The sequence below is a fragment of the Cohnella sp. GbtcB17 genome (assembly GCF_019091135.1).
In the GTDB taxonomy this organism is placed as follows: Bacteria; Bacillota; Bacilli; order Paenibacillales; family Paenibacillaceae; genus Cohnella.
On sequence record NZ_JAGXJW010000059.1, the window covers coordinates 16,245 to 32,718 of the forward strand.

The following is a 16,474-nucleotide window of genomic DNA, read 5'->3' on the forward strand; positions in this document are numbered from 1 at the left end:
TAAATAAAGAAAGAGCTGCCGGGAGGGAAGACCTGTGGAGCGCGCCGCGCTGCCGGAACGGCTGTACGGGCATATTCAAGTGGACGACGCCGTCGTCGAGATCATCGAGGTACTCGAGGAACAGCCTTGGGGCGCCAGCTTCTGCCCGCCTCACACGCATGTATGGTTCGAATTCAACTACATTTACGAAGGCTGCATGCGGACGGGTTTCGGCGGGCCGCTGCTGGACGTGGGGGCAGGTCAGTTTTTTGTGGTGCCGCCGGGTCTCGAGCATTGCCACGAGTACGAGCCGCAGTCGCCGCATCGGGGGGTCTGCCTGCGTTGGACGTTCGCGAGCGCCGAGCTGTCCGAAGACGGCGAGCCGGGGGGCGTCCGAGCGATGCTGGAGAGTCTGCGGCATTGGCGGCCGGGCTGCTACGAGGACCGCTACGGACTCGGCGAGCGGATCGCGCGGCTGTTCGGCGAAGCGAGGGCTTCCGTCCCGCCCGCGTCGGTCCGGCTCACGTTCGTGCAGATCCTGCTCGCGCTGGCCGCCATTCGCGACCCTGCAGGCACGGTTGCTCCGCCGGCGGTCGATCTGTCCGACGCCGCGTTTCTCCGCAAGATCGAGATCTACCTAAACGACGATCGCGCGGAGCGGGTCGATGTCCGGCGGCTGGCCGCCTCTATGCACGTAAGCTACAACCATCTGGCGCGCAAGTACAAACGGTTGACCGGGAAAACGATCGTCGGCCGTCACACCGAGGTCCGGCTCGCGCGCGCCTTGAAGCTGCTGGAGGAGACGGGCGCCTCGATGGCCAATATCGCGGACATTGCGGGCTTCGGCGCCGCCCATTACTTCAGCCGGGTGTTCAAGGAAGCTTACGGCGTCAGTCCGAAGGCGTACCGCAGCGCGCACGCTTACGCGGAAGCGGACGAATCGGCAGGGGCCGGACTGGTCCGCGAATCGGACGCCTGATCGACCGCCGGCTTCCGTACGAACCCAACGCGACAAAAAAGCGAGAAGGCCGACAGGGCCGTTCTCGCTTTTAAGTTTGTCCGACGCGCTTAAATGACCTGGATCTCGATGCCCAGCATGGCCGCGGTCCGCTTGATCTCCCGCGCCTTGTGGCCGACGCCGAGCGCGAAGTGGTGGGTCGGACCGGCGCTGCACCATTGCTCGACGAATTCGGCGACCGGCCTGCCGAAGCTGCAGCGGGTGTTGGTGTTGCCGGTCTGCGGGATCGGCCCCTTGATCGATTCGCCCTCGGCGACGATCATCTTGTAGCGGCCCTGCGCCGTCTGCCCGATGCTGAGCAGGGTGACAGGGCCGGCCTTGATGCTGAACTCGACGCCGATGCCGGAGCCGCGCTTGCCGTGGAACAGCTCCAAGCCGCGAATGACGGGGCGATCGTCCGCGATCTTGATGTTGTGCGGGCCGTCGTGGCCGACGAGCACGATGTTGTCCTTGAAGTCGCAAGGATGCAGCTCGGCGAACGAGCCGCCCGCCTCCAGCCGGTCCATGATGAGCATCGCCGCGCACGTCTTGAGGTCGGCCTCGCCCGCGAGCGGAATGCCCTTGCCGGTCAGGAGGGAGTTGCCGAGCACCATGTTCGAGCCGATGCGCTCGTATTCGTTGTCGTCCAGCCCCTTGTAGTAGTACGCGAGGCCGGTCAGGCCGAATTCGTCCACGAGCTTGTCGAGACCGACCGCGACCTTCGCCGACCAGGCGAGGTCCTCGGGCTTGATCGGACGCGTGACCGGATCGATGAACGGGTCCGACACGGTGAACGTCGCGTGAATCTCCTCGAGCTTGGCGTCGATCTCGCGCTGCGTGGCCGATGAGACAGCCTTGGACAGATCGCACATCTCGAGCATCTGGACATGCGCGCCGAACGCAAACGTGAACGCCGAAGGATCGGAGTTCATGTCGTACATGCCCTCGTACGTATGTCCGAGATAGCCGATCCGGGCATACTTGAACGCGCGCCGCGCATTCGCGGCGAGGCACCAGGCGCGAACCTCGTCCATCGCCGCGTCATCGTCGTACAGCGTGCCGACGACCATGCCGGCAGCAGGCTTGCCGGCGCGGACGAGCACGCCCGCGATCTCAGGCAGCGAGCAGATGTTGTCGTTGGCCAGCTGCATGTAGGTGGTCGTGTTGGAGTAGTCAAGGCGCTGCCTCGGCTGCAAGGCGACGAGCACGGTCGGCACGTTAAGGCCGAGGATCGGCGTCGCCGCCGTCGAGGAAGTGACGTAGGTGCTGAGGAAGCTGAACAAAAAGTCGATATCCTGCTTTTTCAAATGCTCGGTCGCCGCAAACGCCTTGTCCACCGTATCGACGAAGCCTGCGCTGACGACCTCCACATCCATCTCGCGCAGCCGGTTTTCGAATTCCCGGCCGTATCCCGCCAGCTCCTCCCGAAGTCCGGGGAATTGCTCCCAATAGGGCTCGTGGCCGACCGTCATGACGCCGACCCGCGCGCGTGCGCGTTTCAATTCCATACTCATCTCGTACTCCTCCTCCAGGCGATTAACCGCTATAATTAGCGTATGGGAACGCGCCTAGCGGAACAATGAGGGCTGCAACGTTTTTTAGAACAATTCTACGATTCCTGTTATAATCGCTGCATGGGGAGGGATAGGGATGATCGAGCCCGCGGCGATCTACTGCGAGCATTGCGAGCCGGGTTGGCTGGTGCCGCGATCGCGCACGAACAACCATATTGCGGTGCTGGTGACGGAGGGACAAGCGACCTTCGACACCGAGGAAGGCTCCTTCAAGCTGAGCCGGGGGGATATGCTGTTCATGCCGCGAGGCATCGAGCGCAGCGCATGCAATTCGGCCACGGACGCGCACGAGATGTATGTCGCGCATTTCCAGTACGCGGGAGAGGGCGATGGCGTGAAGCTGCTGGCGGAGCCGCGGGCAAGCGCCGTACGGCTGCACAACTACGACTATGCGCGCAACCGCTTCGCCGCGCTCGTCCAATACTGGCTTCGGCAATCGGCCTGCCGGCCGGCGCTGTGCCATGCGACGCTGCTCGAGCTGCTGGCGCTGTTCAGCGAAGCGACCGAATCTGCGGCCTTGCAGGGCGCGGCCTCCGGCATCGTCTATCGGCTGGAAGCATACATCCTGCTTCATCATCGCAGGACGATTACGATCGGCGAGCTGGCCGAGCACGTCGGCAAGACGCCGAACTACATCAGCGCGCTGTACCGGCGATCGACGGGGCGCACGCTGACCGACTACATTCAGCAGATTCGCATCGCAGCCGCCTGCGACCTGCTGACGACCTCGCAGATGAACATCGGGGAGATCTCGGATTACCTCGGCTTTTGCGAGCAGTCCTATTTCAACAAAGTGTTCAAAAAGATTACCGGCACATTGCCGTCCGCGTATGTGCGGTTTCAGGTGAATCGAACGAAGCAGAGCAGTGAAGCGTGACTTCCGAATGAACTCCTGAACTTTCCCCTATGATGTTCTGCAGCTTCCCCGGGTTTCCGCGGGAGGCTTTTTCTTTATATTAGGATTGAACTTGATGAAAGGCAGGACTGGAGGAATCTCTGGATGGGACAAGGCATCATTCGGGATCGGGGCTTCGAGGATCTGAGCCAAGGCACGTTTGGCAATGCGGGTCATAACCTCTACGTATCCCGGCACGCCGCGCGTCAGCGAAGTTCGGCTGACCTACAAATGATCGAGCCGCCTTTTCTCTCCGGAGGAAAGGCGGCGCTTTTAAAGATGTGAGCTTGCGTAACATCCCCTGCAATTTCCCCGGCATTCCTCTTTAACTTCCCGGATAGGCTCGATTGCCTTCGGTTTCTATACTTAAATAAACATGAAAAAAGGGGGGAGAGATTATCGACATGCAAGCGCATACGGTCAAGCGGCAAACGACTCCCCGCGCCTACAAAAGCAGAGGGCGCCTTCGCAAGCTGGCCTCGCAATATCAATTGATATTGATGTCTGTGCCGTTCATCGGCGTATTGTTCGTTTTCCATTACCTGCCGCTATGGGGTTGGCTGATGGCCTTCCAGAAATATTCCATCCCGAAGGGCATTATGGGAAGTCCGTTCGTCGGGTTCGACCAATTCGCCGAGCTGCTCGCCGACAGCCGATTCTACCAGGCGCTCCGCAACACATTCGCCATGAGCGGGATGAGCCTGGCCGCCGGCTTCGTCTGCGCGATCGGTCTGGCCCTGCTGCTCAATGAAGCTCGCTCCATGTTTTTCAAGCGAACGATTCAGACGATCGTCTACATTCCTCATTTCGTCTCCTGGGTCGTCATCTCCAACATCGTCATTTATCTGCTGTCTCCCGATCACGGGCCTCTGAACGAGCTGCTGGCCGGTCTCGGAGCCGTCGGCGAACCGATCTACTTCATGTCCAAGGAGAAGTGGTTCTGGGTCATTCATACGCTGGCCGGTTTGTGGAAGGAGCTTGGCTGGAGCACGATCATCTACCTGGCGGTGCTGGCCGGCGTCAACCCGGAGATGTACGAGGCGGCCGAAGTCGATGGCGCGGGCCGCTTTGCCAAGATGAGGCACATCTCGCTTCCAAGTCTCCTGCCTACCGCGACGCTGCTGCTCATCCTGGCGGTGGGGCAGATGCTCTCCACGGGTTACGAATCCCAGATGCTGCTCGGCAACAGCTTCGTCATGGATTATTCGCAGGTGCTTGACCTGTATGCGCTGGACTACTCGCTATCGATCGGGGATTACTCGTACGGTGTAGCGATCAGCATGTTCAAATCGGTCGTCAGCATCGTCCTCGTGCTCGGCGTCAATACGATCGCGAAGCGGGTCGGGCAGTCTCACGTTCTATAAGAATCATTCGAGGTGATCATACATGAGAGTTCAATGGACATGGGGCGGCGTCTCCTTCCAGGTCGCGAACTACGCGCTGTTGGCATTGCTTGGAGCGGCGACCCTCTACCCCTTCCTGAATCTGCTGGCGATCTCGCTCAACGATTCGATGGACACGGTGCGAGGCGGCATCTATCTGCTTCCCCGGGCGTTTACGCTCGATAACTACAAGCTTATATTCCAGAACCAACGGCTATTTTCCGCCACCGGCCTGTCCGTCGCCAGGACGCTGCTCGGAACGACGGCAGCCTTGATCGCGACGACGATGGTCGCGTACGCGCTAAGCAGACGAGAGTTCGTACTGCGCAAGCCGCTCAACGCGGTGCTGGTCATCAGCATGTACGTGAACGGCGGACTGATTCCTTACTACATCTTGATCAAGCAGCTCGGACTCACGAACACGTTCCTCGTCTATTTGCTTCCGGGGCTGCTCGGCGCGTTCAACGTTCTGATTATGAGAAGCTTCTTCGACGAGCTTCCGCCGGGACTGATCGAATCAGCGCACCTTGACGGAGCGAATGAATTCACGACCTTGTTCCGGATTGTATTGCCCGTCAGCCTGCCCGTCCTTGCCACGATCACGCTGTTCCTGTCGGTCGGTCACTGGAATGCCTGGCTTGACAATTATTTGTTCAACACCGACGAATCTCTGACTCTGCTGCAGTACGAGCTGATGAAGATCCTGATGCAATCGACCGACCAGATCGGCGCAGGCGCAGGCAACAATGTCGATGCCGAATTGATGCGCATGACGACGCCTCAATCGATTCGCGCCACGATGACCATCATCGTCACGGTTCCGATCCTGCTCGTCTACCCGTTCATGCAAAAGTACTTCATCAAGGGTATGACGCTCGGCGCTGTGAAGGGATAACGGATATCTACCGGGTTAACCCGGATGATATAATCATAGAAGGGGAAGGGTGGATTCATTGAAAAGAAAAGGAATCGCACTAACGGTCCTGGCTTTGACGCTCGGATTGCTGGCCGGCTGCGGAGGAAACGACGCAGAGAACAACGCGCAGTCGTCAGCTTCGGGCACTGGCGCAGCTTCATCGGGTTCGGCATCGCCTGCGGCCATGAAGGAACCGACGAAGATCCAGATCGGCAACTTATTCCCGAACCTGGACGCGAACAACCCGGTCATGCAGGAGCTGTCCAAGCGCACGAACACGACCTTCGACCTGATCACCGTCACAGGGGACCGCAATCAGAAGTTCGACCTGTGGCTGGCGTCGGGAGACTACCCCGAGGATACGCTCGTGCTCAAGCCCGATTATGTCGAGAAGTACCGGACGGCCGGCGCCCTCATGCCGCTCGACGACCTGATCGAGCAGTACGGTCCTAACATTAAGGAGAAGTACGGCAAGTACTTCGACCTGCTTCGCAGCTCGGACGGCCACATTTACTCGCTGTACGTACCGAAGCTCTCGACCGAGCCGTCTCCGCTGCTCCAAGCCAACTTCGCCGTCCGTTACGATGTGCTCGAAGATGCAGGCTATCCGGAGATCAAGACGTTCGATCAGCTCTATGATCTGCTTAAGGCATTCTACGAGAAAAATCCGACCATCGACGGCAAGGAAACGATTCCTTTCGCCGGATTCGATTATTACGGCAACGGTGCGGACAATCTGTCGAGCCCGACCTTCGACGCTTCGGGCCTGATCAACCAGGGCAACTTCACGATCGACGACCAGAACGATGCCCAGCTTCTGTACTCGACGGAAGAGATGAAGCGCTATTATCAATTCCTCAGCAAGCTCTACAACACGAACATGCTGGACAAGGAATTCTTCACGCTCAAATCCGAGGCGCTGGTTAAAAAGATCACCGAAGGCCGGGTCCTGGCCGGCTACTTCCCGTCCTGGTGGGTTCAGCCGGAGGTAGAGAAAGTCCTGCGAGCCGCCGGCGATTACGACCATCTGTACGCGTACTTCCCGATTACGTTCGACAGCTCTGCCGAGAACAAGTCGTTCACTTCCCTGATGACACGTTCGAACTGGAACTGGGTCATCTCCAGCAAGACCAAGCATCCGGAAGAAGTCATGAAGCTGCTCGACTACATCTTCTCCGACGAAGGTCAGATCCTGATCAACTGGGGCATCGAAGGACGCCACTTCGAGGTGAAGGACGGCAAACGCGCCGTACTTGCGGACTTTAACGAGAAGAAAGCCGTCAATCCGGATCTTCAGTGGACGGAGACCGCTTCCCCGTTCATGGGAACGTCGATCTATCTCGACCACGGGACGAAGCTGGCGGACGGCGACTACGCCACGCCGACGACCAAGGAATCCGTCATGAGCGGTTACGACGAACGTACGAAGGAAGTGTTAGGCAAGTATGGCAAAGAAGTGTGGTCCGACTTCCTGCCGGAAATTCAGTTAATGCCCGCGCTGCTCTATCAGCTCGGGGATCTCGAGGACGTCCGCGCGGACATGAAGCGTCTTCAGCAGGTGTGGCTGAAGGAATCGCCGAAGATTATCTTCGCGAAGAACGGGCAGGATTTCGACGCCAAGTGGACTTCCATGCAAAAGTCGCTTGAGAAGGAAGGCGCAGCCAAAGCAACGGACGCTTACGAACAATTGTGGAAGACCTCCATCGAGAGGTACAAAACGATTTTAAAATGAGTTGATGGATTCGAATACGGCAACTAAAAACAGAAAGGATGGGATGCGGGATGAATATACGCACCAAGCTATTCTGGACCAACGGCGCGGTCGTCGTCATTCTGACCGCGTCCTTGACGTATTTTCTGGAAAATTACGCAAGAAGCTCCATGCTGGACATCCTGCAGGAGAGCGCGGGACATTCCCTCTCCCAGCTCGCCGAGAATGTCGACAGTACGCTTCGGTCGTATGAGCAGGTCGCCGATTATCTCTACATGGACGATCTGCTGCAGGAACGCTTGCTCAAAACTTTCGATGCGTATCCAGAAGCGCACGAGGAATACTTCGAATTCGTCAAGCCGCAGTTGTATTCGATCAGCTCCTCGACTGAGATCCTGGATATCGCCATCTACACGGACAACGCTTCCTTTCACGTCGGCAGCATCCGGCCGCTTGAAGAGTTGGCCCCCCAGCTTCAAGCCCATCCCTGTATTCGCGGAGGCGCAGTCGGTACCGAATCGCTCCGGACGTGGAGCGCCTCCGGCGATCGCCCGGGCCGGCTGATCCTTACCCAGCGGATGAATCATTTGAACCCCCGGTCATGCTTGTTCTTTCAGATCGAGAACGACGCGAACAAAGTCGCCGACTTGATCAAGATGGAAGGAGAACGTAGCCGGTTCCTCGTTCTGCTGCCGGACGGATCGAGCGTCATGGACAGCGTGGACAGCTCGGCCGAGAGCAAGGAAGAACTGCTCGATTCGATCCGATCCGCTGAAGGAGGGCGAGTCGTCGACCTGGAAGGAGAAGCGTATCTCCTCAACTCGCAGCGCCTCTCTTCCCGGAACAGCGTGGAAGGACTTCAGGTCGCATCCCTCCTTCCGCTCGAGGAGCTTGAAGCCAAGACGGGCGTTATCCGACAGATGGCGCTGTTGTTTTTCCTGTTTACGCTTGCCGCATTTGTCGTCGTCAACTATATTGTGTCCAACCGTATCACGAGGCGTCTCCGTCAGCTGTCGTCGAAGATGCGAAGGACCGATATGGATTCCCTGCAGCCGATCGGGCACGTGCGTGGCAACGACGAGGTCAGCCATCTCGGCCACATGTTCAACGACATGGTGCTCCGCATGCAGCGGCTGCTCGGCGAGGTGTACGAATCGGAGCTGAGGGAGAAGGAACTGCAGCTTCGGACGAAGGAGGCGGAGCTGTACGCGTTGCAGACGCAGATCAATCCGCATTATCTGTACAACACGCTAAATTCGATTCGCGGCAATCTGCTGGAAAATGGGGATCGGCCGAACGCGGAGATCGTAGGTCTGCTCGCGAAGTCGTTCCGCCAGATGCTCGGCAAGAGCGGCGGGATGATCCCGCTGGAGGAAGAGCTCGGCATCGTCGAGACGTATCTTCGGATCCAGGCTTTCAGGTACCCCGACAGGCTCAAGTATCGAATCGAAGTCGAAGAGAACCTGCTGCGGCTACGGGTTCCGAAGCTGTCCTTGCAAATTTTGGTGGAGAATTCGATCGTTCACGGGCTGGAGCCCAAGGAGTCGCCGACAACGATCGTCGTCTCGGCCGAGAAGGAAGAAGAGGCGATTCTGCTGCGTGTCGAGGATGACGGCATCGGCTTGGAGCCCGCACGTGCGGCGCAGATACTGGCCAGGCTGTCGGGGTCTGCGGTCGACGGGGATCACATCGGGCTGCTCAACGTGCATCAACGGCTCCAGAGTCTGGGCTCCGAATTCGGCATTCGCTTGACAGGCAAGCCGGGGGAGGGAACGACGACCACGATGCGCATTCCCTGCACGACCTGACAACAAGGAGGGCATCATCATGAAGCTGCCGAACGAGCTTTACGCCGTTTTGCTCGTGGACGACGAGCCCGGGGCGATCAAGTCGCTCAAGTATTTGCTGGATTGGGAGCAGGCCGGATTCCGGATCGCCGGAGAAGCCGCCAATGGCCGTCAGGCGCTGGAAAGGCTGGCGGAGCACGACTACGCGCTCATTATAACGGATATCCGGATGCCGGAGATGGAGGGCATCGACCTGATCGCCGCCATCCGGGAGAGAAGCGACGTTCCCGTTGCGATCATGAGCGGATATGAGGATTTCTCCTATGCGAGAGCGGCGCTTCGGTTCGGCGTCATGGACTATTTGTTGAAGCCGGCCGAAGAGGACGACCTGGCGAAACTGCTGGTCAGGGTGAGAGAGGATTTGGACAAGCGAAGCGAACACGCCGCACCCTCCGGCCAGGACCGTGTCACGCTTCCGGACGATCCGGGGAACGAACGAGGCGTGGTCCGGTTCGTGAAGCAGTGGGTGAAGGACCATTACGCAAGCCCGCTTACGCTGAAGGGCATCGCCTCGCAGCTTTTCATGAACTCCGCCTATTTGGGAAGCCTCTTCAAGACGCAGACCGGCATCGGCTTTGGCGAATACGTGCTGCAGGTCCGCATGGAGAAGGCGAAGGAGATTCTTGCAGGCACGGATTTGAAAGTATACGAGGTCGCTTCCGCGGTCGGCTATAACGACATGGACTGGTTTTACGAGAAGTTCAAGCGCTATACAGGGGTAAATCCGGGGGACTACCGGAGCAATAAAGACTCGGCGGGTTAAGTCTGGGCAAAGAGGCAGAACGACAGGGAAGGAAAAGCTTGAACCTGGCATTGAGGTCATACCATACTATGAGGTCTTCTGACCCTTGAGGGAGGACTACAAATGGCATCGTTGGCGGCAAAAGGTAAGCTTCTGATCTGCTCTGCTCTCATTACGGCATCTCTGCATTTTGGCGTAGGCTCCGCCGCGCCCTCCGCTGCAACGGAAGCTCGGGCGGCATCCGGCATTAGGACTGCTTCCGTGTCGTTAAGCCCAGGCTACCAATCAAGCGCGGACAGGCTGACGGCTTCGATCGGATGGGCGCCGGCAGAACGCAATCCTTACGCGGGCTCGCTCTCTTCGTTCGGCTCTACCGGTTCCTTCTCCCTGGATAGCGGGCTGAACAGCATCGGCGCCGATCTGGGAGCTGCGCACCCCTTCAACCTGATCGAATTGGCGGCGGACGGCAGCGGCACCCATCGTGTCGAGAAGGCGGATTTGTCGCTGTATGTCAGTGAAGACAACGTCACCTACGAGAAGGTATCCAATTGGGATTTTCTAAAGCTGGACCGTTCGCTGCTGATCTACAATTTCTCCGAGACAGCCCGATATGTCAAGGTTCATAGCCACTATGACGATACGGCTGCCGAATACACCGGCGCGAACCTGCAGGCGATGATGGCGATTTACGAGCTTCCGGCAGGGACGTGGACCGCGAGCGGCGGCGGGCAATGGAGCTATCGCAAAGCCGTGACGGTGTCCAATCCGAATAACGAGACGGTCTACGACCGCGCGGTATACTTGCCGGACAGCTCGCTCGGCACGTCCGCTCTCATCGCGGCCGGGCGCCTGCAGGCGGATTATCGCGATGCGCGCTTCGCCGATGCGACCGGGCGGGAACTGAGCTTTTATAAGGACGACGACGGATTCTACGTCCGGCTGCCCGACATGGCGACGCTCGCGAGTTCGACCGTGTACTTCTATTACGGAAATCCGGCGGCCGCTTTTGTCGGGGGAGGACAAGAGGCGCTGCAAGTCGAATACGGCAACAAAACCTTGACGCCGCAGGGGGACGACGCCCTGGAGTTCGGCGGCAATATCAAGCCCGTACGGCTGCCGGACGGCACGTTGATGCTCATGGCGCAGACCGACATCGACAACGGGATTTACGCCCGGTATTCGTTCGACGACGGGATGACATGGTCGGCGCCGGAGCCTTTGATCGCTCCGGGAAGCCGTTCCGGCGTATCTCTGGACAGCCCCGGCGGGGCTTATGTGGACGAAGCGACCGGAGATCTATTTGTCGTTTTCTACTCCTATCATTACTTCGGCGTGTGGGACGGCGTCCATAGCTGTCTGGACGATACCGTCTGCCGCTCGGATTTGTACGTCGTCAAGTCGACCGGTTACACAGGCGGCAAGCCGAGCTTCGGCACGCCCGTCGCGGTGACAGGGATGATGTCGTCGTTGGGCCACCCGGTCAACTATGCCGTCACCTATGCCAATCCGATCCGGACGAGCACCGGGCGCCTGATCGTGACGTTCGGCTTTGTGATCGGAGACGACGGCACGTTCGCCGGCGGCGTCGTTTATTCGGACGACAACGGCCTGACCTGGACGAAGAGCGCATCCGACCTGACGATTCCGTCCATCGGCGGGGAAGGGGGCGTATCGGAGACGGCGATCATCGAGCGGGCCGACGGCTCCCTGATTATTTACGCCAGACAGCAGCGGGGAGACAAGACGACGCTGGCCCAATCGGTCTCCTTAGACAACGGGACGACCTGGTCCGCGGCACAGGACAGCGACATCTTGAGCAGCAATACCTTTCCCGCACTCAGCCGCGACGATGACGGTTCGATCCTGCTGAATTGGTCGGGCCACAATGCGATGGGCGGGACCAGCTACCAGCGCAATGACCTGACGGTCGCTTACAGCAGGGACGAGACCTTGACCTGGAACGGCTACCGGAACGTGCTCGACAGGACGAGCCTTTCGACGCCGGGCTGGTACTCGGAGGGCGAGCGCAGGCAGGCCGTCGAGTCCGACAAGGTGCCCGCAGGAGAAAATGCCTATCTGTTCTCGTGGTCGGGGGGAACGAGGACGGGCTCCTTGCTCGTGGAGGATTTCGATCGTTACCTGTACCGGAGTCACGGCGCGCTCGACGACTTCGAATACGAGCGGGCCCCGGGCGCGACGGACAACGGCACCCGGCTTGCAGGGGACTATTGGTGGAAGACGACGAGCTTCGGTTCCGTAACGACGAGCAGCGCCCAGGCCAGGCACGGGGAAAGGTCGCTGAGAATCTACGATCATGCAAGCAATATCACGCCTACCGGCGCCTCCCGGCTGTTTCCGGCCGTCCGCAAGGGAACGGCGGAATTGTCCTTGTACGGAGCGAGCTTTGCCAACGGCATAAATATCTCGCTTCAGGAAGGCTATTCGCAGCATCCGAACGCGGTCGGGACCGCCTTCCGGCTCCACGTGGCGCCTGACGGAGCGCTGCTGTACGCCGATACGCAAGAGGCTTATAACCGCAGGGCAGGCTTCGTGCCGGACGATGTCAATCCGGCAGCCGGCAATCTTGAAAATGTCGGCAATACCGCCGCGCTTGCGCTCGATTACAAAAACCGCAGCGTCGGGATGGACCTGGGGCGCGTCGAGACGATCACTCAGATCAAGCTGATCGACAACGATGCCTCGAATAGGCTCTCTTCCGGCAATCTTGCCGTCTACATCAGCAATATCAACGACGGAGACTGGCAGCTTGTCACCGGCTGGACGTACAGCAAGGCGGGAGGAACGATTACGCTCGGCGGCTTGAACGCGCAAGCCAGGTATGTGAAGGTGCACCAGAATTATGCCGACACCGCGTACACCTTCGTGAACGGTCTGCAGGAGATCATACAGGTTGTATCCGAGCCCGCGTCCCGCCGCATCGGGTACCTGACCGGCGATACGAACCCGGCAACGGGCAATCTGGGCTCCTGGGGCACGAGCGGCTCCTTCGGCTTCGACTACCAGAGCCGCAGCATGGGTATGGATCTTGGCGCGCCGGAGACGATTAACGAGATCAAGCTATGGGACAATGACGGCTCCAACCGCCTTACGGCAAGCGATTTGTCCGTTTACGTCAGCGAGACGAACGCCGGAGACTGGCAGGCGGTTACCGGCTGGTCCTTCGCGAAGTCGAACGGCAACATCAAGCTTGGCGGCATGTCGGTTACCGCGAGGTTCGTGAAGGTGCATCAGGCGTACTCGGATTCTTCGTTCACCTTCGTCGGCGACATTCGCAGCCTGATGACGGTTCAGACGGCGGAGCGTGCCCATACGACCGGGTACCTGACGGGCGACGCGAATCCGTTGACCGGCAACCTTTCCTCCTTTGGTTACACGGGGACGTTTGCGCTGGATTACCAGAATAGAAGCATCGGCGTCGATCTCGGTCAGGTCGAGAGCGTCCGGGAGATTACGCTGAGAGATAGCGATTCCTCGAATCGAATTGCTGCGGGCGATCTCGAAGTTTACGTCAGCCGGACGAACAACGGGGATTGGGTTCAAGCGACCGGCTGGACGTTCCAGAAGTCCAATCGCGAGATCAAACTGGGCGGCTTGTCGGCAACAGCCCGATACGTCAAGGTGCACCAAGCGTATTCGGACGCAAGCTTCACCTTTGCCAACGAGTTAAGCAATATGATGTCGGTGAAGACTGCGCCTGTCGCGAGCGTTCTTCATGCGCTGCCCGTCCCGACGAGTTTGGCGGCAAACGTGTGGAACGATATCAGACTGTCGTTCGATCTGGCGGGCGGAACTGCCGAAGTGTTCGTGAACGGAGCCTCCAAGGGAATCATCTCGGCGGCCCATCCCGGTCCTGTCATCGCGCATCTTCTGATCGCGACCGAGCCGGGCTCGGGAACGGACGTCTACGTCGACCGGTTCCTGCTGATCGACGAATCTGTCGCGCTTCCGGCAGCGGGAAGCGTCGGGGCGGAAGAGACACTTTGATCCGGAGGCCGGCGTTACGCCAAAGTTCATTACTGCAGCTATCGCAAGATCGAAATTCTGCGACGCATACGAGGAGGAACATCATTGTTACTTACGCTTAAGGAATACCGCGAGAAGGTTATGGGGTGCTGGATCGGCAAAAACATCGGAGGCACGCTTGGCGCACCGTTCGAGTGTCAGCGCGGCGTGTTCGATTATGACTTTTATACGCAAGAACTCCATGGAGAGCCGCTGCCGAACGACGATCTGGATCTGCAGCTCGTCTGGCTCAACGCAGTGGAAAAGCACGGGCGAGGCGTCAATGCCCGCATCCTCGGCGAATACTGGCTATCCTACATCGTGCCGAACTGGGGCGAATACGGAGCGGGCAAAAACAATATGAGGCAAGGACTTGTGCCCCCGCTGTCGGGCTATGCAAACAATGTGTATCGGGACAGCAACGGCGCTTTTATCCGATCCGAAGTCTGGGCCTGTCTGACGCCGGGGCATCCGGAGCTGGCGGTCAAATATGCATACGAGGATGCCATCGTCGACCACAGCCATGAGGGCGTCTACGCCGAGGTGTTTTTCGCCGCCGTCGAGAGTGCGGCATTCGTGGAGAGCGACCGCGATACGCTGATCGATATCGGACTGTCGTACATCCCTGCGGATTGCGGCATTGCCAAAGGCGTACGCTCGGTGCGGACAGCCTATGCGGAAGGCGCGAGCTGGCAAGAGGCGCGAATCCGGCTCTTGAATGAGGTGCCGGGCAGCTTCGGCATCTTGGGGATGCGGAAGGAGGATCTGCCCGACGATGTGCCGATCGGTCCGATCGGATACGATGCGCCAAGCAACGTCGGCATTACCGTACTCGGTTGGGTATACGGCGAAGGCGACTTCGGTAAAAGCATCTGCATCGCGAACAACTGCGGAGAGGACACCGACTGCACCGCCGCGACCCTGGGCTCGATACTCGGTATCATCGGCGGCGCGTCCAGCATTCCGGCCAAGTGGAAGGAGCCGATCGGCGATTCAATCAAGACGCTGTGCATCAATCTGGGCGATCAGGGGCTGCGAATCCCGAAGACGGTGACCGAGTTAACCGAGCGCATCATTCGTCTGGCGCCGCTGTTTCTCGGCAGCGAGCTATGCGACACGGTGAACGCCGAACGCGGCTACACGATCGAAATGGCCGATGGAGCGGCCCTGTACAGCCACCCGCAGCGGCTTAGCATATGGGCGGACCGCAGCTTTGCCGATCTGCTGGCGCAAAGTCCGCATACGGTAAGCTACGACTTCAATATCTTCGCGGTTCAGGTGGGCTACGGCGAAGCGCCGTACATCCAGGAAGGCGAAGCCAAGACGTTCAAGCTGCGAATCGACAATCAACTGTTCATGCCCCAATGGCTGGAGGTCAAATGGCATCTGCCCGAAGGCTGGACCGTCTCGCCTGGCCCGACCTACGGCGCCTATCTGGAGCAGTACCACTGCAATATCGGCATGACCGAGCTTGCGTTCACGGTGACGCCATGGGGGCTGGCCAAGTCGCGTTACGATCTGATTTTGGAGATCACGTCGCAGGGGCGCCCTACGAAAGGCCTCATCCCGATCGTGCTCATCCATGGAAATTCAGGAAAGTAAGAACCTGCATTCGACAAAGTCCGCGAAAGCGGACTTTGTTCTGTCTGGGCGTACTCAATCGAATCTTGACGATTTTCCTATCGATACGGCATACTTATTTGTGGCAATTAATAGCAGATTAAATTATATACCTTCCGGAATATATATAAATGATAGCGGGCAGGAGGAGAGACCGGTTTGCAAAAAAACAAGTTTCAGTTAAAAAGAGAAGCGACGTACCGGATGCTGGTCGAAGCCGGCTGGCATTGCTTTGCGGAGAAGGGATATGCGTCTACGACGTTATCGGACATCGTAGCGCGCACCGGACATACGAAAGGAGCATTCTACGGCCATTTTCAGAGCAAGGAACAGCTGTTTATGCACGTACTGGACTTCCAGATCGAAAGAACGGACGGCTGGTGGGATATTCCGAGAGATTACAGCCCTTCGGACTTTACGCTCGAAGAAGTGATCGGGTTCACCCTCGTGCGTCTGGGCGAGCTGATGATGGGGATCGACAACTGGATCGTGACGCTCGTCGATTTTTACCAGCAGACCAAACGGGACGAAGCGATGCAGCAGCAGCTTAAAGAAAAATATCGCCGATGGATCGCGGGGATCGAGCGCTTGATCGTCACGCTGCAGGACAAGGGTTGGATCGAGAAGGAGAAGGATCCTCGGCCGATTGCGATGCAGGTGATCGCTTTTAACGAAGGCTATACGATTTTTTCGGCTTTGTTCGGCGGTACGGATCCGCAGGTGCTTATTCAAGGGCTGGTGAAGCTGATGCGGTAGCCGAATCGCCCGATAGCCCGATAGCGAATGAG

Annotated in this window: 12 protein-coding genes; 11 read left to right on the forward strand and 1 reads right to left on the reverse strand. The window is 58.7% G+C overall.

What is annotated here, in order from left to right; translation table 11 throughout:
- The first annotated feature begins 34 nt into the window (after positions 1 to 34).
- Positions 35 to 958 (forward strand): AraC family transcriptional regulator, encoded by a 924-nt coding sequence (locus KVT38_RS26580; protein WP_217596777.1) that lies wholly within the window; start codon positions 35 to 37, stop codon positions 956 to 958.
- Between the two features lie 89 nt (positions 959 to 1,047).
- Here KVT38_RS26580 and KVT38_RS26585 read toward each other — a convergent pair whose 3' ends face one another.
- The gene (locus KVT38_RS26585; protein ID WP_217596778.1) at positions 1,048 to 2,490 is read right to left on the reverse strand and encodes an L-fucose/L-arabinose isomerase family protein; all 1,443 of its coding nucleotides are present in this window, start codon (positions 2,488 to 2,490) and stop codon (positions 1,048 to 1,050) included.
- A 136-nt stretch (positions 2,491 to 2,626) separates the two neighbouring features.
- Between KVT38_RS26585 and KVT38_RS26590 the strand changes: the two genes are divergently transcribed.
- From KVT38_RS26590 to KVT38_RS26635, 10 genes are all read left to right on the forward strand, one after another.
- Positions 2,627 to 3,427 carry a helix-turn-helix domain-containing protein gene (locus KVT38_RS26590; RefSeq protein WP_217596779.1) on the forward strand — a complete coding sequence of 267 codons (801 nt, stop codon included), beginning with the start codon at positions 2,627 to 2,629 and terminating at the stop codon, positions 3,425 to 3,427.
- Between the two features lie 123 nt (positions 3,428 to 3,550).
- A complete protein-coding gene (locus KVT38_RS26595) occupies positions 3,551 to 3,730 on the forward strand; it encodes a hypothetical protein (RefSeq protein ID WP_217596780.1) in 180 nt (59 codons plus the stop codon).
- 119 nt (positions 3,731 to 3,849) lie between these two features.
- A complete protein-coding gene (locus KVT38_RS26600; protein WP_217596781.1) occupies positions 3,850 to 4,809 on the forward strand; it encodes an ABC transporter permease in 960 nt (319 codons plus the stop codon).
- Positions 4,810 to 4,831: 22 nt separating this feature from the next.
- A complete protein-coding gene (locus KVT38_RS26605; RefSeq protein WP_217596782.1) occupies positions 4,832 to 5,722 on the forward strand; it encodes a carbohydrate ABC transporter permease in 891 nt (296 codons plus the stop codon).
- Between the two features lie 58 nt (positions 5,723 to 5,780).
- On the forward strand, positions 5,781 to 7,475 hold the full coding sequence (locus KVT38_RS26610) for an extracellular solute-binding protein (RefSeq protein WP_217596783.1): 1,695 nt from the start codon (positions 5,781 to 5,783) through the stop codon (positions 7,473 to 7,475).
- Between the two features lie 50 nt (positions 7,476 to 7,525).
- Positions 7,526 to 9,262 carry a sensor histidine kinase gene (locus KVT38_RS26615; RefSeq protein ID WP_217596784.1) on the forward strand — a complete coding sequence of 579 codons (1,737 nt, stop codon included), beginning with the start codon at positions 7,526 to 7,528 and terminating at the stop codon, positions 9,260 to 9,262.
- 19 nt (positions 9,263 to 9,281) lie between these two features.
- Complete coding sequence (locus KVT38_RS26620) at positions 9,282 to 10,064, forward strand: response regulator transcription factor (protein ID WP_217596785.1); 783 nt, start codon at positions 9,282 to 9,284, stop codon at positions 10,062 to 10,064.
- A 102-nt stretch (positions 10,065 to 10,166) separates the two neighbouring features.
- Positions 10,167 to 14,048, forward strand: a complete 3,882-nt coding sequence (locus tag KVT38_RS26625) for a sialidase family protein (protein ID WP_217596786.1) — start codon at positions 10,167 to 10,169, stop codon at positions 14,046 to 14,048.
- Positions 14,049 to 14,132: 84 nt separating this feature from the next.
- Positions 14,133 to 15,668 carry an ADP-ribosylglycohydrolase family protein gene (locus KVT38_RS26630; protein ID WP_217596787.1) on the forward strand — a complete coding sequence of 512 codons (1,536 nt, stop codon included), beginning with the start codon at positions 14,133 to 14,135 and terminating at the stop codon, positions 15,666 to 15,668.
- A 177-nt stretch (positions 15,669 to 15,845) separates the two neighbouring features.
- On the forward strand, positions 15,846 to 16,442 hold the full coding sequence (locus KVT38_RS26635) for a TetR/AcrR family transcriptional regulator (protein WP_217596788.1): 597 nt from the start codon (positions 15,846 to 15,848) through the stop codon (positions 16,440 to 16,442).
- Positions 16,443 to 16,474 lie beyond the last annotated feature (32 nt).